Source organism: Kitasatospora sp. SUK 42, from assembly GCF_015776785.2.
In the GTDB taxonomy this organism is placed as follows: Bacteria; Actinomycetota; Actinomycetes; order Streptomycetales; family Streptomycetaceae; genus Kitasatospora.
The window spans coordinates 49,471-75,541 of record NZ_LFMD02000007.1 but is presented as its reverse complement, the minus strand read 5'-3'; the positions used below and the strand labels follow the sequence as shown (position 1 = coordinate 75,541).

The window sequence follows — 26,071 nt, the reverse complement described above, 5'->3', positions numbered from 1 at the left end:
GGCCCGCACCAGGAGCGTCGCGCACCGTTTCGGTGTCGCGGACGGCCCGGTTTCCGGGCCCTTCGTGTGACCAGCACTTACGTGCCCGGCTCCGGAGAGCGGCTGGCCCCTCGCGCAGGCGGCGGGGCTTTCTCCGGGCCGCGACATGCGACCTCCGTCAACACCTGGTGAAGCCGTATTCGTAAGCAAGGAAGGTTTGGTTCATGGCGAACCAGAAGCGTCCCAAGGTCAAGATCGCGCGTGCGCTCGGCGTGCCGCTGACCCCGAAGTCCGTCAAGTACTTCGAGGCCCGCCCGTACCCGCCCGGCCAGCACGGCCGTGGCCGCAAGCAGAACTCGGACTACAAGGTCCGTCTGCTTGAGAAGCAGCGTCTGCGCGCTCAGTACGACCTGAGCGAGAAGCAGCTGTCGCGCGCGTTCGACCGCGCCAAGAAGGCCGAGGGCAAGACCGGTGAGGCGCTCGTCGCCGAGCTGGAGACCCGTCTGGACTCGCTGGTGCTGCGTTCGGGCATCGCCCGGACCATCTACCAGGCCCGTCAGATGGTCGTCCACGGCCACATCGAGGTCAACGGTGGCAAGGTCAACAAGCCGTCGTTCCAGATGAAGCCGGGCTTCGTGGTGACCGTCCGCGAGCGCAGCAAGGAGAAGGTCCCCTTCCAGGTCGCCCGTGAGGGTGGCTACGCGGGTGAGGGCCAGACCCCGAAGTACCTTGAGGTCAACCTGAAGGCCCTGGCCTTCCGCCTGGACCGTGCGCCGCAGCGCAAGGAGGTCCCGGTGATCTGTGACGAGCAGCTGGTCGTCGAGTACTACTCGCGCTGACCCGCGAGTGGTCCCGCTCCTCGCGGGACCACGAGTGAGCCCCCGTCGCCTTTCGAGGCGGCGGGGGCTCGCCCCTTTTCCGGGCCCTCCGGCCTCAGATCTCCTCGCCGGCCATCGCGGCGGCCAGCCGCAGGTGCGGGCGGGCCTCCTCGGCGCGGCCCTGGCGCTCCAGGGTGCGGCCGAGCATCAGCCGGGCGTAGTCCTCGGCCGGGTCGATTTCGAGGATCCGGCGCAGTTCGGCCTCGGCGCGGCCGAGCTGGGCGGAGTGGTAGTAGCTGCGGGCCAGCAGCAGCCGGACGGAGAGGTTGGCCGGCTCCTCGGCCAGCACGCCCTCCAGCATGCGGGCGGCGTCGGTGTACGCCTTGGACTCGAAGTGGAACGTCGCGAGGCGGTACTCGTCGTGGATGGCCATGATGCTCCTTCCGGGTGGATCCTTGCCTCCTCAAGCAACGGACAAGTTTCAACTATTCCCCGCCGCGCCAGACGGGGCGGGGTGACCGGTCGGTAGGTTCCGCGCGCGGCTCGCACACCCGGACGAGGCCACGGCCGGTAACCCGGTCCGGAAACCGGGCCCGGGCGCGATAGGGTTCCCCCTGTAGAGGAGCAAGGCGAGGGAGCGCGCAAAGGTGTCCGTGGGAGAGCTGGCCGGATTGCTCGTCGCCGTCTTCTGGGCGGTCCTGGTCACCCTGCTCGCCGTGGTGCTGGTCCGCCTCTCGCGGGTGCTGAAGGAGGCCACCGTCCTGGTCTCCGCGGTCACCGAGCAGGCCGTGCCGCTGCTGACCGACGCGGGCGCCGCGGTGCGCAGCGCCAACGAGCAGCTCGAACGGGTGGACGAGATCACCGCCAACGTGCAGGACGCCGCCGCCAACGCCAACGCGCTCTCCTCCACCGTGGCCGCCACCCTGGGCGGACCGCTGGTGAAGGTCGCCGCCTTCAGCTACGGCGTCCGCAAGGCCGTCTCCAAGCAGCAGGGCGGCGCGCCGAGCGTGCCGCTGCAGGCCGGTGAGCGCGAGGAGCTGGCCCGGCTGATCCGGGCCGAGGTGCGCGCCGCGACCGCGCCCAGGAGCGGTCTGTTCTCCCGGGTCCGGCGCGCGGTGAGGGGCTGACGGCATGGTGCGACGCATCTTCTGGATGGCGGTCGGCGCCGGCGCCACCGTCTGGGCCATGAACAAGGCCAACGAGGCCGTCCACCGGCTCACCCCGGACAGCCTCTCCGGCACCGCGGCGCGCGGCGCGCTGCACCTGGGGGACCTGGCCAAGCAGTTCGCCCAGGACGTGAAGGCCGGCATGGCCGAGCGCGAGGAGCAGCTGAAGGACGACCTCGGGCTGCGCGGCACCGCCGTGGTGGAGCCCCGGCCCACCCGCCGGGTCCTGCGCGGCGAGCCGCAGTACCGAGCTATCTCGGCGGCGCCCGGTAGCCCGGCCGCCGCCCTGCCCCCCTCCCGCCCCCGCTCTGAATCCAGCGGGGCCCGCACCACCCCCCAAGACATCGAAGAAACGCCCCGCCGCGCGCTGCCGCCGCGGGGCGGCACCCCGAACCGGAAGGACCACTAATGGAGTCGGCTGAGATCCGCCGCCGCTGGCTGCGCTTCTTCGAGGAGCGCGGCCACACCGTCGTTCCGTCGGCGTCCCTGGTCGCCGACGACCCCACCCTGCTGCTCGTCAACGCCGGCATGGTGCCGTTCAAGCCCTACTTCCTGGGCGAGGTCAAGCCGCAGTTCTCGCGCGCCACCAGCGTCCAGAAGTGCGTGCGCACCCTGGACATCGAGGAGGTCGGGAAGACCACCCGGCACGGCTCCTTCTTCCAGATGTGCGGCAACTTCTCCTTCGGCGACTACTTCAAGGAAGGGGCCATCAAGTTCGCGTGGGAGCTGCTCACCACTCCCGTCGCGGACGGCGGCTACGGCCTGGAGAAGGAGAAGCTCTGGATCACCGTCTACAAGGACGACGACGAGGCCGAGCAGATCTGGCGTGACGTCATCGGCGTCCCGTCGGAGCGCATCCAGCGCCTCGGGATGAAGGACAACTTCTGGTCGATGGGCGTCCCCGGCCCGTGCGGCCCGTGCTCGGAGATCAACTACGACCGCGGCCCCGCGTACGGCGAGGAGGGCGGCCCGGCCGTCAACGGCGAGCGCTACCTGGAGATCTGGAACCTGGTCTTCATGCAGTACGAGCGCGGCCACGGCGACGGCAAGGACGGCTTCGAGATCCTCGGCGACCTGCCGAGCAAGAACATCGACACCGGCCTCGGCCTGGAGCGCCTCGCCGCCATCCTGCAGGACGTCGACAACCTCTTCGAGATCGACACCAGCCGGATGATCCTCGACCGCGCCGCCGAGCTCACCGGCCACACCTACGGTGCCGACCACAAGTCGGACATCTCGCTGCGCGTGGTCACCGACCACATCCGCACCGCGATCATGCTGGTCGGCGACGGCGTCACCCCCGGCAACGAGGGCCGCGGCTACGTGCTGCGCCGCATCCTGCGCCGCGCCATCCGCAACATGCGCCTGCTGGGCGCCACCGAGCCGGTGGCCAAGGAGCTCACGGACATCACCATCAAGGCGATGGCCCCGCAGTACCCGGACCTGGAGACCGAGCGCAAGCGCATCGAGACGGTCGTCGTCGCCGAGGAGGCGGCCTTCCTCCAGACCCTGAAGGCCGGCACCAACCTGCTGGACGCCGCGGTCACCGAGACCAAGCAGTCCGGCGGCGTGGTGCTCTCGGGCGAGCAGGCGTTCAAGCTGCACGACACCTACGGCTTCCCGATCGACCTCACCCTGGAGATGGCCGAGGAGCAGGGCCTCCAGGTGGACGAGTCCGGCTTCCGCCGCCTGATGCAGGAGCAGCGGGACCGCGCCAAGGCGGACGCCAAGGCCAAGAAGATGGGCCACGCCGACGTCGCCGCCTACCGCGACGTCGCCGACAAGGCCGGCGCGAGCGTCTTCACCGGCTACTCGCTGACCGAGAACGAGGCCACCGTGGTCGGCCTGCTGGTGGACGGCGTTCCGGCGCCGGCCGCCTCCGAGGGCGACGAGGTCGAGATCATCCTCGACCGCACCCCGTTCTACGCCGAGGGCGGTGGCCAGCTCGCCGACCACGGCCGGATCCGGCTGGAGTCCGGTGCGGTGGTGGAGATCCGGGACGTGCAGCAGCCCGTCCCGGGCGTTATCGTGCACTCCGGCGGGGTGCTGTTCGGTGAGGTCGTGCTCGGCGCCTCGGCGTACGCCACGATCGACACCGAGCGCCGTCGGGCGATCGCCCGCGCCCACTCGGCCACCCACCTGACCCACCAGGCGCTGCGCGACGCGCTCGGCCCGACGGCCGCCCAGGCCGGCTCCGAGAACGCCCCGGGCCGCTTCCGCTTCGACTTCGGCTCGCCCGCGGCCGTGCCGGGCAGCGTGCTGGTGGACGTCGAGCAGAAGATCAACGACGTGCTGGGCCGCGAGCTTGAGGTCACCGCCGAGGTCATGACGATGGACCAGGCCCGCAAGGCCGGCGCCATCGCGATGTTCGGCGAGAAGTACGGCGACGAGGTCCGGGTCGTCTCGATCGGCGACTTCTCCAAGGAGCTGTGCGGCGGCACGCACGTCGGCAACACCGCCCAGCTGGGCCTGGTGAAGCTGCTCGGCGAGTCCTCGATCGGCTCCGGCGTGCGCCGTGTCGAGGCGCTGGTCGGCGTCGACGCGTACAAGTTCCTGGCCCGCGAGCACACCGTGGTCTCCCAGCTCACCGAGCTGGTCAAGGGCCGCCCGGAGGAGCTGCCGGAGAAGATCTCGGGCATGCTCGCCAAGCTCAAGGACGCCGAGAAGGAGATCGAGCGCTTCCGCGCCGAGAAGGTGCTGGCCGCCGCGGCGGGCCTGGCCGACTCGGCCGAGGACGTGCACGGCATCGCCGTGGTCGCCGCGCAGGTCGCCGACGGCGTGGGCGCGGACGAGCTGCGCAAGCTGGTCCTGGACGTGCGCGGCCGCCTCGGCTCGCGCCCGGCCGTGGTCGCCGCGTTCACCGTGGCGAACGACCGCCCGCTGACCGTGATCGCCACCAACGAGGACGCCCGCGGCCGCGGCATCAAGGCCGGCGAGCTGGTCCGGACCGCCGCCAAGACCCTCGGCGGCGGCGGTGGCGGCAAGGACGACGTCGCCCAGGGCGGCGGCTCCAACCCGGCCGCGGTCGGCGAGGCCATCGCGGCGGTGCGCGGACTGGTGGCGGAGCGCGCTTCCTGATGGAGTTCGAGGAGAGGCCCTTCCGGCGTGGGCGGCGGATCGCCGTCGACGTCGGTGACGCCCGGATCGGGGTCGCGTCCTGCGACCCCGACGGGGTGCTCGCCACGCCCGTGGAGACCGTCCCGGCGGGGGTGAAGTCGCAGGCCAGGATCGCCGCGATCGCCGAGGAGTACGACGCGATCGAGGTGATCGTCGGGCTGCCGCGTTCGCTCAGCGGCAAGGAGGGCCCGGCGGCGGAGAAGGTCCGTGCGTACGCGGCGCGGCTGGCCAACCGGCTCTACCCGGTGCCGGTGCGGCTGGTGGACGAGCGGATGTCGACCGTCACCGCGACCCACGGGCTGCGCGCCTCCGGGGTCAAGGCGAAGAAGGGCCGTTCGGTGGTCGACCAGGCCGCCGCCGTGGTGATCCTCCAGACCGCCCTTGAGTCCGAACGGGTGAGCGGACGCCCGCCCGGTGAGAGCGTCGAGGCGGTCGGCTGACCGGCCTGATCTAACGTCCCGTTGAGGGGTCCGTGCGGACGCGTCCGCACGGACCCCTTTTCGTTCGACTCCGTTTCCCGATCGATTTCAGGTCGATCAGGAAGGGAAACGGACCGACTCGGACCGATTCGGGACCGCCGAGGGGGCGCGAGCCATGACCGACCAGGACTTCTACCCGGGGCTCACGCCCGGTCACCTGGGTGCGCCGGTGCTGGAGCCGGAGGGCCGTCCGCCGGGCGCGCCCCGGCCGCGCTTCGATGCGCCGGATCCGCACCGACGGCGTAACGGACTCGCCTGCGGGCTCACCGCGCTCGCGCTGGTCTCGGTGTTCGGCGGGATCGGGCTGACCGGCTACACCTGGTACCGGGCGCAGCGCAAACCCCCGGCCGCCGCCGACTTCGCGGGGCAGGGCGACGGCAGCGTCCAGGTCTCCGTCCCGGAGGGCGCGGGCCTGACCCAGATCGCGTCCGCACTGGTCCGCAACGGCGTGGTGGCCAGCTCGCTCGCCTTCACCCGGGCGGCCAGGGGCAGTGTGGCGGCCGCCGGGCGGATCCAGCCGGGCACGTACACGCTGAAGCAGAAGATGTCGGCGGCCGCCGCGCTGGCCATCCTGATCGACCCGGCCAACGCCAACGGCCTGACCATCCCCGAGGGCTGGCGCGGCTACCAGATCTACGCGGCGATCGACAAGAAGCTCAACCTGCCGCCGGGCACCGCCCAGCGCACCGCCCAGGAGCACGCCGCCGAGCTGGGCCTGCCGGACTTCACCAAGGGCAGCCCGGAGGGCTACCTGTTCCCGGCGAAGTACAGCGTCACCGACGGGACCAACGCGCTGGACCTCCTGAAGCAGATGGTCGACCGGGCCGGCAGGGAATTCACCCGGGACGACGCCGTCGTCGTCGCGCAGAACCTCGGGCAGAGCGTGTACGCGCTGGTCACCGTGGCCAGCATGGTCCAGGGCGAGGCCGACAACACCGAGGACATGGGCAAGGTCGCCCGTGTCATCTACAACCGGCTGGCCAAGGGCATGCCGCTCCAGCTGGACTCCACGATCAACTACGCTCTCGGCCGGTCGACCCTGGACACCACCGTCACCGACACCAGGCTGGACTCCCCGTACAACACCTACGTGCACGCGGGGCTGCCGCCGTCCCCGATCTCCAACCCGGGGCGGCAGGCGATCATGGCGGCGCTGGACCCGACGCCGGGGGACTGGCTGTACTTCGTGACCGTGAAGCCGGGGGACACCCGCTTCACCGACAGCTTCGACGTGCACCAGCGCAACGTCGCGGAGTTCAACGCCAACCGGCCCACGTCCAAGCCGAGCTCCTCGGCCTCCGGCTCCCCGTCCGGTTCGGCCACGGCCGCGGCGACGCCGTGACGGGACCGTGAGCGCCTCGTGTGCCGAGGGTGAGGTCGCTCACTGACGGTACGTCCGTCCGGGCAGAGGTATGACTGCGGTACGGTAACGTCTCCTCCCAGGCGCTGCGCTAGCACGCCGGTTCGAGAATCAGCCGGGACGGCGTCGTCCCGGACGGCCGGTCCGATCCTCCGGCCGTCACCGTCGGTTAAGGGGATCAATGACCGATCTGGGTCGGGGCTACGGCCCCCAGGGCGAGCCGTGGCACCCCGGTGATCCCGGGTACGGCGGCCAGCAGCCGGTCCCCGGCCAGCAGGACGGCCAGTGGCAGCAGCAGTACCCGCAGCAGGGGCAGCAGGTCCAGCAGGGCCAGCAGCCGTACGGGGACGGGCAGCAGCAGGGGTACGCGCAACAGGGGTACCCCCAGCAGCAGGGTTATCCCGAGCAGATGATGCAGTCCCAGCAGCAGATGCCGCAGCAGGGCCACCCGCAGCAGATGATGCAGCAGCAGGTGCCGATGCAGCCGGGGATGCCGCAGCAGGGGTACGCGCAGCAGCAGGGTTATCCCGACCAGATGATGCAGCCCCAGCAGCAGGGCTATCCCCAGCAGCAGATGCAGTCCCAGCAGCAGATGCCGCAGCAGGGTCACCCGCAGCAGATGGTGCCGCCGCAGCAGCAGATGCCGATCCAGCAGCAGCCCGTTCAGCAGCAGGTCCAGCAGCAGGTGCCGCAGGCCCAGCCGGCTGCGCCCGCCTCGGGCCTGGGCCCGGACGGCATCGACTGGGAGGCCGAGGCCGCCGCGCTGGAGTCCGGCGCCGACCCGGTGGGCGCCGTGCACGAGGCCGAGACCGAGGAGTGGGACGGCCACGAGGACGCCCACCTGGAGGACGGCGGCTACCTCGACGAGCACGCCGAGGCCGAGGAGATCGGCTTCCTCGGCGAGCAGGACGACTCGCGCGAGGGGCAGAAGAAGCGCAAGGAGAAGGGCAAGAAGTCGGGCCGCCGCAACGGCGGTGCCTGCCTGTTGGTCGCCCTGGTGCTGCTCGGCGCCGTGGGCGGGGCCGGCTGGTGGGGCTACGGCTTCTACCAGAACCACTTCGGGCCGCCGCCGGACTACACCGGCGAGGGCACCGGGTCCGTCCAGGTCGAGGTCAAGAAGGGCGCCGTCGGCGGGCAGATCGGCCTGGCGCTGAAGAACGCCGGCGTGGTCAAGAGCGTCGACGCGTTCACCACGGCCTGCAACGCCGAGCCCAAGTGCGGCAACATCCAGTACGGCTACTACGGGCTGAAGAAGGAGATGCCGGCCGCCGCCGCGCTCAACGAACTGCTCACCCAGGCGGGCGGTGCGGCGATCGTCGTCCCGGAGGGCAAGAACTCCACCGAGATCTACGCCCTGATCGACGGCAAGCTGAAGCTCCAGGCGGGCACCACGGCGGGCGTCGCCAAGGCCCAGGTCAACGACCTCGGCCTGCCCGCGTACGCGAACGGCAACATCGAGGGCTTCCTCTGGCCGACCCGCTACAACCTCGCCGAGGGCATGAAGCCCGAGGACCTGCTCAAGCAGATGGTGAAGAACGCCACCGAGAAGTACGCCAACCTGGACTCCCAGGCCGCCTCGGTGGGGCTGAAGACCGGCTACGAGGTGCTCATCGAGGCGAGCATCCTCCAGCGCGAGGGCAACAACCCGGCGGACTTCGCCAAGATGGCCAAGACCATCCAGAACCGGCTGGCCGCCGGCGGCGAGATCAACCACAAGCTCGGCATGGACACCACGCTCCAGTACTCGCTGGGCCGCAAGGACCTCGACAAGAAGGACATGGACGACGCGTCCAACAAGTACAACACCTACATCAACCCGGGCCTGCCGCCCGGTCCGATCTCCAACCCCGGCGACGACGCGCTCAACGCGGTGCTGCACCCGGCGGACGGCAAGTGGCTGTACTTCATCGCGATGTCCCCGACCGAGACCCGGTTCGCCGAGACGAGCAAGGAGCACTACGCCAACGTCAAGGAGTACTGCCAGGCGGCCGGGCAGGGCTTCGACGAGGCGCGCGGCCACTGCACCACCAAGAAGTGACCACGGCCGCACGACAGTTCGCGGAGAGGCAGCGTTGACCAGCAAGCACCGGGCGGCCGTTCTCGGCTCGCCGATCGCCCACTCGCTCTCGCCGGACCTGCACCGGGCCGCCTTCGCGGCGCTCGGGCTGGACGGCTGGCGCTACGACCGCTTCGACGTCGCCGAGGCCGCGTTGCCCGGCTTCGTCGCCGGGCTGGACGAGGCCGAGTGGGCCGGGCTGTCGCTGACCATGCCCCTCAAGCGGGCGATCATCCCGCTGCTCGACGAGGTCAGCGCGACGGCCCGCTCGGTGGACGCGGTGAACACGGTGGTGTTCACCGCCGACGGGCGCCGCACCGGGGACAACACCGACGTCCCCGGGCTGGTGAACGCGCTGCGCGAGCGCGGCATCACCGAGGTGCCGGCCGCCGCCGTCCTGGGCGCCGGGGCGACCGCCTCCTCGGCGCTGGCCGCGCTCGCCCAGATCTGCACCGGCGAGGTGACGGTCTACGTGCGCAGCGCCGAGCGGGCCCGGGAGATGGCCGAGCTGGGCGAGCGGCTGGGCCTCGCGCTGCGGACCGCCGACTGGGAGCGCGGCGCCGAGGCGCTGGAGCGGCCGCTGACCGTCTCCACCACGCCCGTCGGGGCGACCGACGGCTTCGCGGACGCGCTGACCGCAGCGCCGGGGGCGCTGTTCGACGTGCTCTACCACCCGTGGCCGACGGCGCTGGCGGCCGCCTGCGCCGAGCGCGGGGCGACCGTCCTCGGCGGGCTGGACCTGCTGGTGCACCAGGCGGTCCTGCAGAGCGAGGCCTTCACCGGGCGGGTGCCCGGCCCGCTGGCGGCGATGCGCGAGGCGGGGGAGAAGGCGCTGGCCGGGCGCTGAGCCGGAGCCGGGGCGGGGCGGGGCCGGAATCGTGGCCGTTGCCGTCCGTCACGCGGACTGTGCCCCCGGGGGCTGCTGGGGCATGAAAGGATTCAGTCGGAAGGCACGCTCGGGCGGGCCGCGGCGGTGCCGTGGGCCGGCCCGCTGATGAAGGAGCTCCGTTGGGTACGTTGCGCTGGCTGACGGCGGGGGAGTCGCACGGCCCCGCACTCGTCGCGACGCTGGAAGGCCTGCCCGCCGGTGTACCGGTCACCACCGATGTGGTGGCCGACGCGCTGGCGCGCCGCCGGCTCGGCTATGGCCGCGGGGCGCGGATGAAGTTCGAACAGGACGAGGTCACCTTCCTCGGCGGGGTCCGCCACGGCCTGACCATGGGCAGCCCGGTGGCGATCATGGTTGGCAACACCGAGTGGCCGAAGTGGGAGCAGGTCATGTCGGCCGACCCGGTCGACCCCGAGGTGCTGGCGGGCCTGGCCCGCAACGAGGCGCTGACCCGCCCCCGGCCCGGCCACGCCGACCTGGCCGGCATGCAGAAGTACTCGATCGACGAGGCCCGGCCGATCCTGGAGCGCGCCAGCGCCCGGGAGACGGCCGCCCGGGTCGCGCTGGGCGCCGTCGCCCGCGCGTACCTGCGCGAGGTGGCCGGGATCGAGATCGTCTCCCACGTGGTCGAGCTGGCCGCGGCCAAGGCACCGGCCGGCGTGCTGCCGCTGCCCTCGGACGAGGCCCGGCTGGACGCCGACCCGGTGCGCTGCCTGGACGCGGACGCCTCGAAGGCGATGGTCGCCGAGATCGACCAGGCGCACAAGGACGGCGACACCCTCGGCGGCGTGGTCGAGGTGCTCGCGTACGGCGTTCCGGTGGGCCTCGGCTCGCACGTGCACTGGGACCGCCGCCTGGACGCCCGGCTGGCCGCCGCGCTGATGGGCATCCAGGCGATCAAGGGCGTCGAGGTCGGCGACGGCTTCGAGCTGGCCCGGGTGCCGGGTTCGAAGGCGCACGACGAGATCGTCCCGACGGCGGAGGGCGTCAAGCGCACCTCCGGCCGCTCCGGCGGCACCGAGGGTGGCCTGTCCACCGGCGAGGTGCTGCGGGTGCGCGCCGCGATGAAGCCGATCGCCACCGTGCCGCGGGCGCTGCAGACCCTGGACGTGCGCACCGGCGAGCCGGCCAAGGCGCACCACCAGCGCTCGGACGTCTGCGCGGTGCCCGCCGCGGGCATCGTCGCCGAGGCGATGGTCGCGCTGGTGCTGGCCGACGCGGTGAACGAGAAGTTCGGCGGCGACAACGTCTCCGAGACCCGCCGCAACGTGCAGGGCTACCTCGACAACCTGATCATCCGATGAGCTCACCGATCATTGTGCTGGTCGGCCCGCCCGGCAGTGGCAAGTCCACCGTCGGGCGGGCCCTGGCCGAGCGCCTCGGAGTCGGCTTCCGGGACACCGACGCCGACATCGAGGCGGTGGCCGGCAAGCCCATCCCGGAGATCTTCATCGACGAGGGCGAGCCGCACTTCCGCGAGCTGGAGATCCGCGCGGTGCGCGCGGCCGCGGCGGAGCACGGCGGGGTGCTGGCGCTCGGTGGTGGCGCGGTGATGGCCGAGGCCACCCGCGAGCTGCTGCGCGAGCTGCCGGTGGTCTTCCTGGAGGTCCCGCTGGGCGACGCCGTCAAGCGGACCGGCCTCGACGCCCCGCGCCCGCTGCTGGCCGTCAACCCGCGGGCCCGCTGGCGCGAGCTGATGGAGGCCCGCCGCCCCCTCTACCTCGACGTGGCCACCGTGGTGGTCGACACCGCCGGACGCACCCCCGAGCAGGTCGCGGACGCCGTACTGGAAGCACTGGAGCTGAAGACCCCCCATGACTGACAACACCGTCAGGATCCACGTCGGCGGCAGTGCCGGCCACGACCCGTACGACGTGCTGATCGGGCACCGGCTGCTCGGTGAGCTGGCGCCGCTGATCGGCCCCCGCGCCAAGCGGGTCGCGATCATCCACCCGGAGGCGCTGACCGCCACCGCCGACGCCATCCGCGAGGACCTGCTCGGCGAGGGCTACGAGGCGATCGTGCTGCAGGTGCCGAACGCCGAGGAGGCGAAGAGCGCCGAGGTCGCCGCGTACTGCTGGTCGGTGCTCGGGCAGACCGGCTTCACCCGCAGTGACGTCATCCTCGGCCTCGGCGGCGGTGCCACCACCGACCTGGCCGGCTTCGTCGCGGCCACCTGGCTGCGCGGGGTGCGCTGGATCTCGATGCCCACCACGCTGCTCGGCATGGTCGACGCGGCCGTCGGCGGCAAGACCGGCATCAACATCGCCGAGGGCAAGAACATGGTCGGCGCCTTCCACCCGCCGGTGGGCGTGCTGGCCGACCTCGACACCCTGGAGACCGTGCCCAAGCACGACTACGTCTCCGGCCTCGCCGAGGTCATCAAGTGCGGCTTCATCGCCGACCCGGCCATCCTCGACCTGATCGAGGCCGACCCGGAGGGCGCCAAGACCCCGGCCGGCCCGCACACCGTCGAGCTGATCCGCCGGGCCATCCAGGTCAAGGCCGACGTGGTCTCCGGCGACCTCAAGGAGTCCGGCCGCCGCGAGATCCTCAACTACGGCCACACCCTCGGCCACGCCATCGAGCGTAACGAGCGCTACAAGTGGCGGCACGGCGCGGCGATCTCCATCGGCATGGTCTTCGCCGCCGAACTCGGCCGCCTGGCCGGGCGGTTGGACGACGAGACCGCCGACCGGCACCGCACCGTGCTGGCCTCGGTCGGTCTGCCGCTGAGCTACCGGGCGGACGCCTGGCCGAAGCTGCTGGACGCGATGAAGATCGACAAGAAGTCGCGCGGCGACCTGATCCGCTTCGTCGTCCTGGACGGCCTCGGCAAGACCTCCGTCCTGGAGGGCCCGGACCCGTCCCTGCTGGTCGCCGCGTACGCGGAGGTGTCGGCATGACCCGGGTGATGGTGCTCAACGGGCCCAACCTCGGCCGGCTGGGCAGCCGCGAGCCGGACGTCTACGGCGCCACCTCGTACGCCGGGCTGGTCGAGCGCTGCACCGCGCTGGGCAAGGAGTTCGGCTTCGAGGTCGAGGTGCACGAGACCAACTCCGAGCAGCAGATGGTGGAGTGGCTGCACGAGGCGGCCGACGGGCAGGTGCCCGTGGTGATCAACCCGGGCGCCTTCACCCACTACTCGTACGCGATGCGGGACGCCGCCGCGCAGCGCACCGCGCCGCTGATCGAGGTGCACATCTCCAACCCGTACGCCCGGGAGACCTTCCGACACAACTCGGTGATCTCCGCGGTCGCCTCCGGCACCATCGCCGGGTTCGGGATCGGGTCGTACGAGCTGGCGCTGCGGGCGCTGGCGGAGCGGCTCGCCACGCGCTGACCCTCACCGGGCGGCCCGGCGGCGGACTGTGCCCGCCGCCGGGCCGCCGTGTAGTGTCCCCGCTGAGAGGTGTCGGGAGGTGCCGTGACGCAGTACACCGGGGGCGGGCAGGTCCCGCCGCGTCCCGCTGTTCCGCCGGTTCCGCCGCCGGTCCGTCCGGCGGCCCCGCCCGTGCGGGCTCCCGCTTCGGCGCCTGCTCCCGGTTCTGTTCCCGGTCCCGTTCCGGCTCCTGTTCCGGCCCCTGTTCCGGTGGCGGCACCGCCGCCGTCCGCGCCCGTACCGGCGGGCGGCACCGGGCACTTCGTGCTGCCCGCCGGCACGCCCGTCCAGCTCCCCGCCCACCCGTCGCAGCGGCACGCGCCCGCCGGGCCGATCGCCGTCCTGCTGATCGGACCGGCCGGGGCGGGCAAGACCACCGTCGCCCGGTACTGGGCCGAGCGCCGGACCACCCCGACCGCCCACATCAGCCTGGACGACGTCCGCGAGTGGGTGCAGTCCGGCTTCGCCAACCCGCAGTCCGGCTGGAACAACGCCTCCGAGGCGCAGTACCGGCTGGCCCGCCGCACCTGCGGCTTCGCCTGCCGCAACTACCTGGCCAACGGCATATCCTGCATCATCGACGACGCCGTCTTCCCCGACCGCCCGGCGATCGGACTCGGCGGCTGGAAGCGGCACATCGGGCCCGGCATGCTCCCGGTCGTCCTGCTGCCCAGCCTGGACTCGGTGCTGCGCCGCAACGCCCGCCGCAGCGGCAACCGGCGGCTCGGCGACGAGGAGGTGGCGCGCATCCACGGGCGGATGGCCGGCTGGTACAACTCCGGGCTGCCGATCATCGACAACTCCCACCTGGACGTCGCCGGTACGGCCGCCGAGCTGGACCGCGTCATCCTGGCCCGGCTGATGGGCATGCCGGTCCGCTGACCGGAGAGCCGAGGGCCTGTCGGTGCGGGCTGCGATGATGGAACCGTCCCGTCGCAGCACCCGGAGGAGCTGACGCCCGTGCCGGAAGGCCACATCATCCACCGCCTCGCCGCGGAGAACCGCAAGGCCTTCGCCGGCCGCCCGGTGCAGGTCTCCAGCCCGCAGGGCCGCTTCGCCGACGAGGCCAAGGCGATCGACGGGCAGCTGCTGACGAGTGCGGAGGCCACCGGCAAGCACCTCTTCCTCGGCTTCGAGGAGGGCGCCTGGGTGCACGTCCACCTCGGGCTCTACGGCGGTTTCACCTTCGGCACCGGCCCCGCGCCGGAGCCCGTCGGTATGGTCCGGCTGCGGCTGGCCAACGACGACGGCTACGCCGACCTGCGCGGCCCCAACACCTGCGCGCTGGTCACCGACGCCGAGAAGGCCGCCGTCGCCGCCCGCCTCGGCCCCGACCCGCTGCGCGCCGACGCCGACCCGGAGGCCGCCTGGCGCCGGATATCGGGCAGCCGCACGACCGTCGCGGCGCTGCTGATGGACCAGAAGGTGCTGGCCGGGGTCGGCAACGTCTACCGCGCGGAGGTGCTGTTCCGCCACCACGTCAACCCGCACCGGGCCGGCCGCGACCTCACCCGCGCCGAGTGGGACGCGATCTGGGCCGACCTGGTCGCCCTGATGCACGAGGGCGTCGCCGCGGGCCGGATCGACACCGTCCGCCCCGAGCACACCCCCGAGGCGATGGGCCGCCCGCCCCGGGTGGACGACCACGGCGGCGAGGTCTACGTCTACCGCCGCGCCGCGATGCCCTGCCTGGTCTGCGGCACCGACGTCCGCACCGAGGAGCACGCCGCGCGCAACCTCTTCTGGTGCCCGGGCTGCCAGGCCGCCTGAGGGGGTGATCGGCCCTCCGGTCCGGCGCGCAGCCCGTAGGCTGGGGCCCGGGCCGGTCGGAGGGAGCAGGCGGATGGAGCATCAGGCGCGGTCGACGGCCGCGGCGTGCGGGAGCGGCACCCCGCGTACGGGACGGCTGCGGTGAGGCCGCGTCAGATCCGGCCGCCGCACGGCCCCTTCGTCAACCGGCAGCCGGAACTCGCCGCGCTGACGGCGGCCCTGGGCCGGGCCGAGTCGGGCGGGCCGGCGATCGTGGTGTTCACCGGCCTCGGCGGGGTCGGGAAGACCGAGCTGATCGCCGAGTTCACCGAGAGGTACCGGTGGCGCTTCCCGGACGGGGACCTCTACGCGGACCTGCGGGCCTACCGGCACCAGGGCGGGGTGGACCTGCCCGGGCTGCTGGCCGGCTTCCTGCGTGACCTCGGCGCGAAGCCGCCGACGGTGGAGGCGGAGCGGTTCACCATGTTCCGGACGGTCACCGCCGAGCGCCGGTGCCTGTTCTTCCTGGACAACGTCGAGCACGCCGCCGAGGTCCGCGCGCTGCTCCCGTCCAGCGGGCTGGTGGTGGTCGCGAGCCGTCGGCGGCTGCCCGCGCTGCGGATGGACGGCGCCGAGGTGCGGCAGCTCGGGCCGCTGAGCGCGAGTGCCGGCGCCGAGCTGGTGCGCAGGTGGCTGGGCTCGGAGCGGGGCACCGAGGAGGAGCTGGCGGCACTGGTCGAGCTGTGCGGCGGGCTGCCGCTCGCGCTCAACGCGGTCGGGGGCCAGCTGCTGGACCGCGAGAGCCTGCCGATCGCCCGGGTCGTGGCCGAACTGCACGACAGGGAGGGCCGGTTGGCCATGCTGGACGACGAGGGGAGCGACCTCGGCCCGACCTACGACCTGGTCTACGAGCGGCTGTCGGAGCGCGGCCGGGCGCTCTACCGCCTGATCGGCGTGCACCCCGGCCCCTTCGTGTCGGCCGAACTGGCGCGCGCGGCCGGCGTCGAGCAGCCCGCGAGGGCGCTGGACGAACTGCGCGCCGTGCACCTGGTGGACGAGGTGCTCGACGCGGACTCCGAGACGCGCTTCCGCGCCCATGACGTGGTCCGGCTGCACGCCTTCGGCCGGACCCGTGAACTGCCCGGCCGGGCCGAACTGCTCGCCCGCGTCGTGGCGTACCACCGCGGCCGGGCCTCGCTGGCGGACCGGGCGCTGATGGGGCCGCGGCTGCGCCTTCAGGAGCCGAGCGGCGAGGAGCTGCCCGGCTTCGCCTCCGGTGAGGCGGCGCTGGAGTGGCTGTACGCGGAACGGGCCAACCTGCGCGCGGTGGTGGAGGAGGCCGCCCGGCAGGGGTGGCACGGCGAGGTGTGGCGGCTCTGCGAGTCGCTCTGGCCGCTCTACCACGGCCGCAAGCTCTACCTGGACTGGATCGCCACCCACGAGTGCGGGGTGGAGTCGGCGCAGTGGGACAACCAGCCGGACGCGGTGGTCCGGATGCGCAACCAGCTCGCCCGCGCCCACTACGAGCGCAGGGAGTTCGTGCTGGCGGCCGAGCAGTTGGCGCTCGCCGCGGAGCAGCTGCCGCTGGTGGCCAACCGCCAGGTGGTGGGCGTGCTCCACGAGACGGACGGCCTGCTGTGCCTGGCCGACGGCCGTCCCGACCTGGCGGTGGAGCGGTTCACACTGGCCCTGGCGGAGAACCGGGGCGATCCCCACGGCGAGATCGTCCAGAGCTACAACGTGGCGCAGGCGCTGATCGGGGACGACCGCCCGGAGGAGGCGCTGGCCGTCCTGGACGGGGCCACCGAACTGGCCGAGGCCACCGGGGACCACGACATGCTGACCAAGCTGCCGCTGGTCCGCGCCCGGGCGCACCGTGCGCTCGGCCAGCTCGACCTGGCGATCCTGCACGCGGGAGACTGCGCCGACCGGGCCAGGGCCCGGAAGCAGTACCCGAAGGAGGCCCAGGCGCACACCCTGCTGGTCGCCCTCGCGGAGGAGCGGGACGACCCGGAGCTGGCGGAGCGCAGCCGCGCGAGGCTGCGGGAGATCCAGCCTTAGGCCCTGTCCGTCCGATCTTGCCGGATCAGCGCGCGGCGTCGGGCGCCCGGCTGGGCGTGTGGCCGGACCGTCCTCGTACTGGGCGTACTTGGGCGGTTCGGCCGTGCGTCCAGGCGGGATGATCCGGCGTCGCGCGCCCGGCAAGATCGGCCGGACAGGGCCTAGGGCCCGTCTTCAGGGCCCGGTGGTGAAGGAGACCCGGGTGCGGTGCTCGCCGGTGCGGACGGTGAGCCCGTGCTCGGGGAGGCGGGTCGGGTCGCCGCCGTCGGCGAGCCAGCAGGCGACGGCAGAGCCGAGCAGCAGCGGGTCGAGGCGGGGCTCCGGGTTGGCCCAGTCCCGTTCGGCGCGGGCCTCCAGCACCAGGCCGGTGTGCAGCCGCAGCAGGTGGAGCGCCGGGCCGAGGGCGGCCACCGCGACGGCGAGGCCGGGGAGTTCGGCGAAGGTGTCGGCGAGCCAGCGGGTGGCGGGCAGCTCGGCGCGGGGCTCGGTGCGGGCCAGCACCTCCGCGGTGTGGCGCAGGTCCTCGCCCGGGTGGTCGTCGGCGAGCGCGTGGATGCCGCGCGGGGTGTGGTTGTCCGGGGCGACGGGGTAGCGCCGCAGGCTCACCTCCGCCCCTTCGCTCTTGCCCTCGACGTCGTACGCGGTGGGCCCGTCGGTGGTCCCGGGGCGGGGGACGGGCTTGGGGTAGGGCGGCAGGACCGGTTCGTCGGCGGGTTCGTCGAGCGCGGTCAGGAAGGAGTAGAGCAGCGGGCGCAGCACCCGGGCGGAGGTGCCGCGGTGGGCGAGCGAGCGGTCGGTGAGCTCGCGCAGCCCGGCCGGGTCCTGGTGCAGGGCCCGTTCGAGCTGGGCGGCGAGGTCGCCGTCGGGGTCGAGGAGGGGCGCGGCCTGGCCGAAGGCGTAGCTGGGGGAGTGCGGGTCGAGTTCGGCGGCTCCGGTGGCGACGAGCAGGGTGCGGCGTTCCAGGGCGGCGCCGTAGACGGAGACCGAGCCGTGGTCGCCGATCAGGCAGTCGGCGGCGACGAGGGCGGCCTGCCAGCCCTGGTGGGGCGGGATGAGCCGCAGGCCCATCCGGCGGGCGTCGTCGAGGAGCCTCTCGGGGTCGTGCCGGCTCCAGATGTTGGGGTGCAGCACGACGGCCACCGTGTACTCGTCGGCGGGCAGTTGGCGGACCAGGCGTCGGGGCAGGTCGGGTCGGCGGCCGAATAACGAGTGCTCGCTCCAGGTGGAGTTGACGACGATGAGGCGGCGGCCGTCGACGGCGCCGAGCGCGGCGCGGTAGCCGTCCCGGGAGCGCTCGCTGCGGAGGATCCGGTCGAAGCACGGGTCGCCGACCACCCGGGCGACGTCCAGCGCCTCGGGGCAGGAGAGCCGCAGCCGGTCCAGCTGTTCGGGGTGGGAGAGGCCGAGGACGTCCACGAACACCCGGCCCCGGTGGGTGAGTTCGTTGCGGGAGAGGCCGGCGGCGCTGACGGTGTCGCCGGTGGACTCGGTGACCAGCCGGTTGTACCCGGCGCCGTGCGGGAGGACGACCAGGTGGGCGTCCAGGCGGTGCATGGAGGCGTGGACGGCGCAGGAGACGGCCAGGTCGAAGCGGTGGCGGACGGCGTCCTCCCAGTCCAGCACGGTGTAGCCGGGAAGGCCGTGCAGGTACTCGTCGAGGGCGCTGTCGGCGAAGGCGGAGCCGGGGTTGACGGTGAAGTACCGCTCGATGCCGTCCTGGTTCAGCAGGGTGAGGACGTCCAGGACCCGGGTGGCCGAGGTGAGGGTGCGGGCGACCGCCAGCACGCGGGCCCTGACCGGTCGGGTGTTCCAGCGGTCGGCGGGCCAGGCGTGGGGGTGGGACGGCACACCATGATCGTACTCATCCGGCCCCGCCGTGGGGTCGTTTCCCGAGTGTCGGTCAGTCCGCGATCGATCGGCCCCCGGTCGGTCAGCCGGTCGCTGTGATCGGCTCCTGGTGCTCGCCGGCGGCACACTCGTCGAGGAGGGGGCGCACGCTGTCGTCCACGAGCCGGTAGCGCACCACACGTCCGTCCTTGTCGCCCTCGACCACGCCCGCCGTACGGAGCAGCCGCAGGGCCTGGGAGACGGCGGGGTCGCGCATGCCGGTGGCGACCGCCAGGTCGGTGACGGCGAGCGGCCCGGCCCGGTGCAGGGCGAGCAGCAGGGCGAGCCGTCCGGGGTCGGCGAGCAGCGAGAACCGCTCGGCCCAGGTGCGGACGTGCCCGGTGTCGCCGATCGCGGCGATGGCCTCGCAGACCCGGTGGCCGTCGATGGTGCGGTGGCCCGCGCGGTCGGCCGGTACGAGATGCATGCGCACATTCTCGCAGGCCGGTCGCTGTGATCCTGGACACCTGCACAGGTGCGCAGGCTTGCGGGGGTGGAGCCGGGCCCCTACGGTGTTCCCCGCCGTGGTGCTCGGGAAGACCGGTGACGGACCCTCAGTGGGTCCCAGCCCGGAGCGGCCCTCGCCACTGTGATCGGGCCACTCCCTCCTTGTCGGGGGAGTGACGTCCGTACCCATGAAGCCACTGGGCGCCTCGCGCGCCTGGGAAGGCGGGTGCGGATTTCCCGTAAGCCAGGAGACCGGCCACGGCATCTCACGACGTCATTCCACGAGGTGCTGGAGCGTGATCCCACGATGACCCTGCCCGAAACCACTGCGGCCGAGGCGACGGCGACGCCGTCCGGGCTGCCCACGTTCCAGTGGAAGCGCGAGGACACCGTCCGTACGGCCGGATTGATGGGGGTGATCGTGGCCATGCACGTGGTGGCCTTCGGGACCCTGATCTTCCTGGTCGCGCCCGAGCGGTACGCCGTCGGCGCCCAGGTGTTCGGGGTCGGGCTGGGCATCACGGCGTACACCCTGGGCATGCGGCACGCCTTCGACGCCGACCACATCGCGGTGATCGACAACACCACCCGCAAGCTGATGGCGGACGGCAAGCGGCCGGTCTCGGTGGGCTTCTGGTTCGCCCTCGGGCACTCCTCGATGGTCGTGCTGATGGCGGCCCTGGTCGCGGGCGGCGCGCAGCTGGCGAACACGCTGATGGACGACGAGTCGGCCACCCACAAGTGGCTCGGCGTGGTCGGCACGACCGCCTCCGGGGCCTTCCTCTACCTGATCGGCGCGCTCAACCTGGCGGCGCTGCTGGGCATCCTCAAGGTGTTCCGCTCGATGCGGGCCGGGCAGTACGACGAGGCGGAGCTGGAGGAGCACCTCAACTCGCGCGGCCTCATGGCCCGGGTGCTGAACCGGGCGACCCGCTCGATCACCCGGCCCGGGCAGATGTTCCCGGTGGGCATGGTGCTGGGCCTGGGCTTCGACACCGCGACCGAGGTCACCCTGATGGTGATGGCGGGTTCGGGCGCGGCCGCCGGGCTGCCCTGGTACGCGATCGTCTGCCTGCCGCTGTTGTTCGCGGCCGGGATGAGCCTGTTCGACACCCTGGACGGGACCTTCATGAACGTCGCGTACCAGTGGGCCTTCGCCAACCCGGTGCGCAAGGTGTACTACAACCTGACCATCACTGGGCTGTCGATCGCGGTGGCCTTCATCATCGGCACCATCGAGCTGGTCGGCGTGCTGCACGAGAAGCTCGACCTGACCGACCCGGTCACCGGCTTCATCGCGGACATCTCGCTGGACAACGTCGGCTACGCGATAGCCGGGCTCTTCGTGGTGGTCTGGGCCATCGCGATCGCCTACTGGAAGCTCGGCGGGGTCGAGAAGCGCTGGAAGCCCCAGGGGTCCTGAGCCCGGTTCACGCGGCCGCGAGCAGCAGGGTGCCCGCGACGGCGAGCCCGGCGCCGACCACCTGGACCGGGCGCAGCCGCTCCTTCAGCACTCCGCGCGCCATCAGCGCGGTGACCACCGGGTAGAGCGAGGCGAGCACGGCGGCCACCGCCGCCGAGCCGCCGTGCGAGGCCATCGCGTACGTGGCGTTGCCCGCGACGTCGGCCAGCCCGACGGCGGTGAGCAGCGGCAGCCGGGAGCGCAGCTCCGGCAGCAGCCCGGAGGTGTCGGTGCCGCGCAGGCCGATCAGCAGCGCGGTGCCGCCGACGGCGATGTTGACCAGCCGCTGTACGCACAGCACGAGCAGCAGTCCGCCGCCGGTCGAGGCGTGCGCGATCAGGGCCATGTTGGCGCCGAAGCCGAACGCGGCGGCCAGGGTGAGCAGCAGGGCCGTGCGGGCGGCGGACGGCCCGCCGCGCTCGGGGCCGCCGGCCAGCACCACCCCGGCCACGGCCACCGCGATGCCGGCCGCCTGGCCGGGGCCGGGCCGCTCGCCGAGCGCGAGCCCGACCCCGACCGGCACCACGACGCCGATGGTGGCCAGCGGGGACACCACGCCCATCGGGCCGAGCGCGAGCGCGCGGTAGAAGGCGAGCATCGCGAACGGGCCGATCACCCCGGCGGCGACGGCGTACCAGAGCGCGGGGGAGGCGTCGGCCCAGCCGCCGGTGGCCAGGACGGCGGCGAGCAGCGCGGTGGCTGCCAGCGCCTGGGAGACGACCACCACGGCGAGCGCGGGCAGCCGGCGGGTGAGCACGCCGCCGCCGAAGTCGGCCAGGCCGGTGAGCAGGCTGGCGGAGAGGGCGAGCAGGGCGGTCACCGGAGGGACCCGGGGATTGAGGACAGCACAATGCACTCCGCAGTACAGTCGGATGGACTCGTTGCCGGAATCGCAGCGTAGTGCAATGAACTGAACTCGGCAGAACATTATTTTGTACAGTCTCGAACTGTGGACACCGGAGGGCTGCCCGCGTGCCGGATCCCGACCTCGTCTCCCGGGCCCTCGCCCGGAACGTCAAGCGGCTGCGCACCGAGCGCGGCCACACCCTGGACGCCCTCGCCGCCCGCTCCGGAGTGAGCCGCGGCATGATCGTCCAGATCGAGCAGGGCCGCACCAACCCGAGCGTGGCCACCGTCGTCCGGCTCGGTGACGCGCTCGGTGTCTCGATCGCCACGCTGCTCGACTACGAGGAGGGCCCGGACGTCCGGATCATCCCCGGCGACCAGGCCGTCCCGCTCTGGACCGGCCCGGGTGGCGGCACCGGCACCCTGCTGCACGGGATCGAGGCCCCCGGGCCGCTGGAGCTGTGGGACTGGCGGATGGCGCCGGGCGAGGAGTACTCCTCCGAGCCGCACCCGGCCGGGACGGTCGAGATCGTCCGCGTGGAGGAGGGTGAGCTGACCCTGGTGCACGACGGTCACCCGCACCCGGTGCCGGCCGGCAGCACGGTCTCCTTCGACGCCTCGTACGCGCACGCCTACCGCAACGCGGGGGAGCAGGTGCTGCGGCTGACCATGGTGGTCTCGGTGCCGCCGCCGCGCTGAGGCCGTTCGGACGCGGGAAGCGGCGCCTCCCCTGGGTGGGGGGGCGCCGCTTCGTGTTCTCAGTGCCGGTCGCCGTAGCGCCGACGGAACTGCTCGACCCGGCCGGCGGTGTCGAGCACCCGGGACTGGCCGGTGTAGAAGGGGTGGCTCGCCGAGGAGATCTCGACGTCGATCACCGGGTAGGTGTTGCCGTCCTCCCACTCGACCGTGCTGTCGCTGGTGATGGTCGACCGCGTGAGGAAGGCGAGGCCGCCGACCTTGTCGCGGAAGACGACCGGGCGGTATTCGGGGTGGATTCCGGACTTCATGACTGGGCTCCTCCGGGTGTTGTTCCTGGCGCAGGTGTTGTTGTTCCTAGCGCTCCTCGCGGAAGTCGACGTGCCGGCCGGCGGCCGGGTCGTACTTGCGCAGGATCATCCGGTCCGGGTCGTTCCGGCGGTTCTTGCGGGTCACGTACGTGTAGCCGGTCCCGGCCGTGGAGCGGAGCTTGATCACGGGGCGCAGTTCACTGCGGGCCATCGGGGTCCTCCTGGGGCCTCGGGGCGTTCGGTTCGAAGGGTTGGATCGAGACCGTACACCGAAATGGAAGTCATTTTCATCTGGTGTAACGTGAGCTCCGTCCTGCCCATTCCCGAACGCCAGGGAGCACCCATGTCCGCCCACTGCCAGCTCACCGGCCGCCGGCCCGGCTTCGGCAACGCGATCTCGCACTCGCACCGCCGGACACCGCGCCGCTTCGACCCCAACATCCAGCGCAAGCGCTACTGGCTGCCCGGCGAGGGCCGGTACGTCCGGCTCGTGCTGAGCGCCAAGGGCATCCGCACCGTCGACACGATCGGCATCGAGGCCGCCGTGGCCCGCATCCGCGCCCGGGGGGAGAAGGTCTGATGGCCAAGCAGAGCAAGATCGCCAAGAACGACCTGCTGCGCCGCTTCGTCTCCGACCGGGGCAAGACCCTCCCCCAGCCTTCGGCCGGAAGGTGCCCCCATCGCAGGGTCACCCGCCTCACCGTCCAGCAGCAGCGGGCGATCGCCCGGGCCGTCAGGAACGCCCGGGAGACGGCCCCCCTCCCGTACACCTCCGGCACCACCCGATAGGAGCCCTCGATGGCAGTCCCCAAGCGCAGGACCTCCCGCAGCAACACCAGGCACCGCCGCGCCCAGTGGAAGGCGACGGCCCCGGAACTGGTCCCGATCACCCTGAACGGCCGGGAGGTGCTCGTCCCGCGGAACCTGGTCCCGGCCTACCGCCGGGGGCTGATCGAGGAAAAGGAGGCGTAGGGCCGTGACGAAGGGGGGCGGTGAGCGCCCCGGTGGGGGGTGCTCGGCGGGCGGTTTGGGGTGGGGGTTCGTAGGCTCGACGCATGGCGGATGCGTACGCGGGTCGGCGGGAGCGGGTGCGGGAGCACTGCGGTGCGGCCGGGGTCGACGCGGCACTGGTGACCCGGGCGGCGAACGTGCGGTACCTGACGGGCTGCGCGCCCTGCGGCGCGACGTTGCTGCTGACCAGGGAGCGGGCGCTGCTGTCGCTGCCGGACGACCTGCCACCGGACGACTCGGGGGAGCACCTGATCGCCGCCGACGTCATCCAGGTCCCGGTGCCGTCCGGGGCGGACACCGCGCTGGCCGCCGCGGCCGACGCCGGGCGGATGGGCCTGCGGAAGCTCGCGGTGGAGGAGCACGACCTGACCGTGACCCGGCACCGGGCGGTGGCGGGGCTGCTGGAGGGGGCCCGGCTGGCGGACCTCGGCCAGATGGTCGAGCGGCTGCGGGTGGTCAAGGACGAGCACGAGATCGCCGACCTGCGGATCGCCGCCGAGATCGCGGACCAGGCGCTCGGCGAACTGCTGGAGTCGATCCTGGTCGGCCGCACCGAGCGGCACCTGGCGATGGAGCTGGAGCGCCGGATGATCGACCACGGCGCGGACCGGGCAGCCTTCCCGGTCTCGGTCGGCACCGGCAGCCACTCCGGCCAGCCCGCCCACCAGCCGACCGACCGCCGGGTGGAGGAGGGCGACTTCCTCACCGTGGTGATGGGCGCCCGCTACCGCGGCTACGGCGTCTCGACCGCCCGGACCTTCGTGATCGGCGCCGCCCCCGCGCCCTGGCAGGTCGAGCTGCACCGGCTGGTCTTCCGCGCCCAGCGGGCCGGCCGGGAGGCCCTCGGACCGGGCGTCGAGCAGTGCGTACCCGACCGGGCCGCCCGGCAGGTCCTGGAGGCGGCGGGCCACACCGAGCTCTCCCCTCACCCGGTGGGCCACGGCATCGGCCTGGAGATCCGGGAGGCGCCGCGCCTCGGTCCTTCGGACATGGGTAAACTGGACAGCCGCGTACCGGTCACCGTCGGCCCAGGGGTGCACCTCCCGGGCAAGGGCGGGGTCCGGATCGAGGACACGCTCGTCGTGCGCCCCCTCGAAGAGGGCGGGCCCGAGCTGCTCACCATCACCACCAAGGAGCTCCTCGCCCTGTGACGGCGGCCCCCGAAGGCCGTCGGCGGCAGGACGCGACCCTTGGTTCCTTGACAGCTATATCCAGGAGTAAGTGCGCCCGTGGCTTCCACGAACGATCTCAAGAACGGCATGGTCCTCAAGCTGGAGGGCGGCAAGCTCTGGTCCGTCGTCGAGTTCCAGCACGTCAAGCCCGGTAAGGGCCCGGCCTTCGTGCGGACCAAGCTCAAGGAGGTCCTGACCGGCAAGGTCGTCGACAAGACCTTCAACGCGGGCACCAAGGTCGAGACCGCCAATGTCGACAAGCGCGGCATGCAGTTCTCGTACAAGGACGGCGAGAACTTCGTGTTCATGGACATGGACACCTACGACCAGCTGACCGTCGAGCCGGCCGTCGTCGGCGACGCCGCCAAGTACCTGCTGGAGGGCTTCGAGGCCCTGGTCGCCACCAACGAGGGTGCCGTCCTGTACATCGAGCTCCCGGCCGCGGTCGAGCTGACCATCGCCCACACCGAGCCGGGCGTCCAGGGCGACCGCTCCACCGGTGGCTCCAAGCCGGCCACCCTGGAGACCGGCGCCGAGATCGCCGTCCCGCTCTTCGTCGTCACCGGCGAGAAGGTCAAGGTCGACACCCGCGACGGCAGCTACCTCGGCCGGGTGAAGTAAGTCCGTGTCGGCCGCACGCAGTAAGGCCCGCACCCGGGCCTTCCAGATCCTCTTCGAGGCCGACCACCGCGGGGTCGACCCGCAGCAGGTCCTCGCCGACTGGGTGGCCCGCGCCCGCGAGCCCAAGCCCGACGAGGGTACCCCGCAGGTCGCCGAGTACACGATGGAGCTGATCGAGGGGTACGTCCAGCACGCGCGTCGCATCGACGACCTGATCGAGCAGTACGCCGTGGGCTGGACCCTCGACCGGATGCCGATCGTGGACCGCAACGTCCTGCGGCTCGGTGCCTACGAGCTGATCTGGGAGGACGGCGTCCCGGACGCGGTCGTCCTGGACGAGGCCGTCGAGATCGCCAAGGAGTTCTCCACGGACGACTCCCCGGCCTTCGTCAACGGTCTGCTCGCCCGCTTCCTGGAGCTGAAGCCGAGCATCCGCCGGTAGCAGGTCATCCTCGTGAACGGCCGCCGGACCCGAACAACGGGTCCGGCGGCCGTTCACGTGTTCGAGGTCATCGCGCGTTTCACCCGGGCGGCGTAAGGTGGTGCCCTACTCGCCAGTAAC

The 26,071-nt window shown here is 72.5% G+C and carries 30 protein-coding genes and 1 riboswitch; of the genes, 23 read left to right on the top strand and 7 right to left on the bottom strand.

Annotated features, from left to right (window positions below; all coding sequences use genetic code 11):
- Window positions 1-203 precede the first annotated feature (203 nt).
- Window positions 204-818: a 30S ribosomal protein S4 gene (rpsD, locus tag RZ50_RS22070; protein ID WP_196952100.1), complete on the top strand. Its 615-nt coding sequence runs from the start codon at window positions 204-206 to the stop codon at window positions 816-818.
- Between the two features lie 94 nt (window positions 819-912).
- Here rpsD and RZ50_RS22065 read toward each other — a convergent pair whose 3' ends face one another.
- Window positions 913-1,230 (bottom strand): tetratricopeptide repeat protein, encoded by a 318-nt coding sequence (locus RZ50_RS22065; RefSeq protein WP_196952101.1) that lies wholly within the window; start codon window positions 1,228-1,230, stop codon window positions 913-915.
- A gap of 214 nt (window positions 1,231-1,444) precedes the next feature.
- Here RZ50_RS22065 and RZ50_RS22060 point away from each other — a divergent pair, with 214 nt between their 5' ends.
- The 5 genes from RZ50_RS22060 (at window position 1,445) to mltG (RZ50_RS22040) (ending at window position 6,901) form a co-directional block, all read left to right on the top strand.
- Window positions 1,445-1,924, top strand: coding sequence for a DUF948 domain-containing protein (locus RZ50_RS22060; RefSeq protein ID WP_196952102.1), 480 nt, complete (start codon window positions 1,445-1,447; stop codon window positions 1,922-1,924).
- A 4-nt stretch (window positions 1,925-1,928) separates the two neighbouring features.
- Window positions 1,929-2,372: a DUF6167 family protein gene (locus RZ50_RS22055; RefSeq protein ID WP_196952103.1), complete on the top strand. Its 444-nt coding sequence runs from the start codon at window positions 1,929-1,931 to the stop codon at window positions 2,370-2,372.
- On the top strand, window positions 2,372-5,041 hold the full coding sequence (alaS, locus tag RZ50_RS22050) for an alanine--tRNA ligase (RefSeq protein WP_196952104.1): 2,670 nt from the start codon (window positions 2,372-2,374) through the stop codon (window positions 5,039-5,041). The genes RZ50_RS22055 and alaS overlap by 1 nt, the downstream gene beginning before the upstream one ends.
- Window positions 5,041-5,520, top strand: a complete 480-nt coding sequence (ruvX, locus tag RZ50_RS22045; protein WP_196952105.1) for a Holliday junction resolvase RuvX — start codon at window positions 5,041-5,043, stop codon at window positions 5,518-5,520. The genes alaS and ruvX overlap by 1 nt, the downstream gene beginning before the upstream one ends.
- Window positions 5,521-5,674: 154 nt before the next feature.
- On the top strand, window positions 5,675-6,901 hold the full coding sequence (mltG, locus tag RZ50_RS22040; RefSeq protein WP_196952106.1) for an endolytic transglycosylase MltG: 1,227 nt from the start codon (window positions 5,675-5,677) through the stop codon (window positions 6,899-6,901).
- Window positions 6,902-7,097: 196 nt separating this feature from the next.
- Here mltG (RZ50_RS22040) and RZ50_RS22035 read toward each other — a convergent pair whose 3' ends face one another.
- Complete coding sequence (locus RZ50_RS22035; RefSeq protein WP_196952107.1) at window positions 7,098-7,292, bottom strand: hypothetical protein; 195 nt, start codon at window positions 7,290-7,292, stop codon at window positions 7,098-7,100.
- Window positions 7,293-7,328: 36 nt separating this feature from the next.
- Here RZ50_RS22035 and mltG (RZ50_RS22030) point away from each other — a divergent pair, with 36 nt between their 5' ends.
- The 9 genes from mltG (RZ50_RS22030) to RZ50_RS21990 all read left to right on the top strand — a co-directional run bounded on the left by mltG (RZ50_RS22030) (window position 7,329) and on the right by RZ50_RS21990 (window position 17,056).
- Window positions 7,329-8,957, top strand: a complete 1,629-nt coding sequence (gene mltG / locus RZ50_RS22030; RefSeq protein WP_196952108.1) for an endolytic transglycosylase MltG — start codon at window positions 7,329-7,331, stop codon at window positions 8,955-8,957.
- 34 nt (window positions 8,958-8,991) lie between these two features.
- The gene (locus RZ50_RS22025) at window positions 8,992-9,822 is read left to right on the top strand and encodes a shikimate dehydrogenase (protein WP_196952109.1); all 831 of its coding nucleotides are present in this window, start codon (window positions 8,992-8,994) and stop codon (window positions 9,820-9,822) included.
- Window positions 9,823-9,983: 161 nt separating this feature from the next.
- On the top strand, window positions 9,984-11,168 hold the full coding sequence (gene aroC / locus RZ50_RS22020) for a chorismate synthase (RefSeq protein WP_196952110.1): 1,185 nt from the start codon (window positions 9,984-9,986) through the stop codon (window positions 11,166-11,168).
- Window positions 11,165-11,686, top strand: a complete 522-nt coding sequence (locus tag RZ50_RS22015; RefSeq protein ID WP_196952111.1) for a shikimate kinase — start codon at window positions 11,165-11,167, stop codon at window positions 11,684-11,686. The genes aroC and RZ50_RS22015 overlap by 4 nt, the downstream gene beginning before the upstream one ends.
- Window positions 11,679-12,770 carry a 3-dehydroquinate synthase gene (gene aroB / locus RZ50_RS22010; protein ID WP_196952112.1) on the top strand — a complete coding sequence of 364 codons (1,092 nt, stop codon included), beginning with the start codon at window positions 11,679-11,681 and terminating at the stop codon, window positions 12,768-12,770. Before RZ50_RS22015 ends, aroB begins: the two co-directional genes overlap by 8 nt.
- Complete coding sequence (gene aroQ, locus RZ50_RS22005) at window positions 12,767-13,207, top strand: type II 3-dehydroquinate dehydratase (RefSeq protein WP_196952113.1); 441 nt, start codon at window positions 12,767-12,769, stop codon at window positions 13,205-13,207. Before aroB ends, aroQ begins: the two co-directional genes overlap by 4 nt.
- Window positions 13,208-13,291: 84 nt before the next feature.
- Complete coding sequence (locus RZ50_RS22000; protein ID WP_308272034.1) at window positions 13,292-14,128, top strand: AAA family ATPase; 837 nt, start codon at window positions 13,292-13,294, stop codon at window positions 14,126-14,128.
- 78 nt (window positions 14,129-14,206) lie between these two features.
- Entirely contained in the window at window positions 14,207-15,016 is an 810-nt protein-coding gene (locus RZ50_RS21995; protein WP_196950431.1) for an Fpg/Nei family DNA glycosylase, read from the top strand.
- A gap of 141 nt (window positions 15,017-15,157) precedes the next feature.
- Window positions 15,158-17,056 carry an AAA family ATPase gene (locus RZ50_RS21990; protein ID WP_196950430.1) on the top strand — a complete coding sequence of 633 codons (1,899 nt, stop codon included), beginning with the start codon at window positions 15,158-15,160 and terminating at the stop codon, window positions 17,054-17,056.
- 174 nt (window positions 17,057-17,230) lie between these two features.
- Here the strand turns inward: RZ50_RS21990 and RZ50_RS29940 are convergent, their stop codons facing one another.
- The gene (locus RZ50_RS29940) at window positions 17,231-18,904 is read right to left on the bottom strand and encodes a hypothetical protein (protein ID WP_308272032.1); all 1,674 of its coding nucleotides are present in this window, start codon (window positions 18,902-18,904) and stop codon (window positions 17,231-17,233) included.
- An 82-nt stretch (window positions 18,905-18,986) separates the two neighbouring features.
- A complete protein-coding gene (locus RZ50_RS21980; RefSeq protein WP_196950401.1) occupies window positions 18,987-19,370 on the bottom strand; it encodes a metalloregulator ArsR/SmtB family transcription factor in 384 nt (127 codons plus the stop codon).
- Between the two features lie 81 nt (window positions 19,371-19,451).
- A riboswitch (cobalamin riboswitch) is annotated at window positions 19,452-19,666 on the top strand.
- Window positions 19,667-19,697: 31 nt separating this feature from the next.
- Here RZ50_RS21980 and RZ50_RS21975 point away from each other — a divergent pair.
- Window positions 19,698-20,813 (top strand): HoxN/HupN/NixA family nickel/cobalt transporter, encoded by a 1,116-nt coding sequence (locus RZ50_RS21975; RefSeq protein WP_196950402.1) that lies wholly within the window; start codon window positions 19,698-19,700, stop codon window positions 20,811-20,813.
- A gap of 7 nt (window positions 20,814-20,820) precedes the next feature.
- Here the strand turns inward: RZ50_RS21975 and RZ50_RS21970 are convergent, their stop codons facing one another.
- Window positions 20,821-21,672 (bottom strand): EamA family transporter, encoded by an 852-nt coding sequence (locus tag RZ50_RS21970; RefSeq protein ID WP_217680722.1) that lies wholly within the window; start codon window positions 21,670-21,672, stop codon window positions 20,821-20,823.
- Between the two features lie 152 nt (window positions 21,673-21,824).
- Between RZ50_RS21970 and RZ50_RS21965 the strand changes: the two genes are divergently transcribed.
- Window positions 21,825-22,397, top strand: coding sequence for an XRE family transcriptional regulator (locus RZ50_RS21965; protein WP_196950314.1), 573 nt, complete (start codon window positions 21,825-21,827; stop codon window positions 22,395-22,397).
- Window positions 22,398-22,456: 59 nt separating this feature from the next.
- Here the strand turns inward: RZ50_RS21965 and RZ50_RS21960 are convergent, their stop codons facing one another.
- Window positions 22,457-22,705, bottom strand: a complete 249-nt coding sequence (locus RZ50_RS21960) for a type B 50S ribosomal protein L31 (protein WP_196950315.1) — start codon at window positions 22,703-22,705, stop codon at window positions 22,457-22,459.
- Between the two features lie 46 nt (window positions 22,706-22,751).
- Window positions 22,752-22,916 carry a 50S ribosomal protein L33 gene (gene rpmG / locus RZ50_RS21955; RefSeq protein WP_196950316.1) on the bottom strand — a complete coding sequence of 55 codons (165 nt, stop codon included), beginning with the start codon at window positions 22,914-22,916 and terminating at the stop codon, window positions 22,752-22,754.
- 132 nt (window positions 22,917-23,048) lie between these two features.
- Here rpmG and rpmB point away from each other — a divergent pair, with 132 nt between their 5' ends.
- The 6 genes from rpmB to nusB all read left to right on the top strand — a co-directional run bounded on the left by rpmB (window position 23,049) and on the right by nusB (window position 25,951).
- Window positions 23,049-23,285, top strand: a complete 237-nt coding sequence (gene rpmB, locus RZ50_RS21950) for a 50S ribosomal protein L28 (protein ID WP_196950317.1) — start codon at window positions 23,049-23,051, stop codon at window positions 23,283-23,285.
- Window positions 23,285-23,494, top strand: a complete 210-nt coding sequence (locus RZ50_RS21945; RefSeq protein ID WP_196950318.1) for a bS18 family ribosomal protein — start codon at window positions 23,285-23,287, stop codon at window positions 23,492-23,494. Before rpmB ends, RZ50_RS21945 begins: the two co-directional genes overlap by 1 nt.
- 9 nt (window positions 23,495-23,503) lie before the next feature.
- A complete protein-coding gene (gene rpmF, locus RZ50_RS21940; RefSeq protein WP_196950319.1) occupies window positions 23,504-23,677 on the top strand; it encodes a 50S ribosomal protein L32 in 174 nt (57 codons plus the stop codon).
- Between the two features lie 83 nt (window positions 23,678-23,760).
- Complete coding sequence (locus RZ50_RS21935) at window positions 23,761-24,867, top strand: aminopeptidase P family protein (RefSeq protein WP_196950320.1); 1,107 nt, start codon at window positions 23,761-23,763, stop codon at window positions 24,865-24,867.
- A 78-nt stretch (window positions 24,868-24,945) separates the two neighbouring features.
- Window positions 24,946-25,509 (top strand): elongation factor P, encoded by a 564-nt coding sequence (efp, locus tag RZ50_RS21930; RefSeq protein ID WP_196950321.1) that lies wholly within the window; start codon window positions 24,946-24,948, stop codon window positions 25,507-25,509.
- A gap of 4 nt (window positions 25,510-25,513) precedes the next feature.
- Complete coding sequence (gene nusB, locus RZ50_RS21925; RefSeq protein WP_196950322.1) at window positions 25,514-25,951, top strand: transcription antitermination factor NusB; 438 nt, start codon at window positions 25,514-25,516, stop codon at window positions 25,949-25,951.
- Window positions 25,952-26,071: the final 120 nt, after the last annotated feature.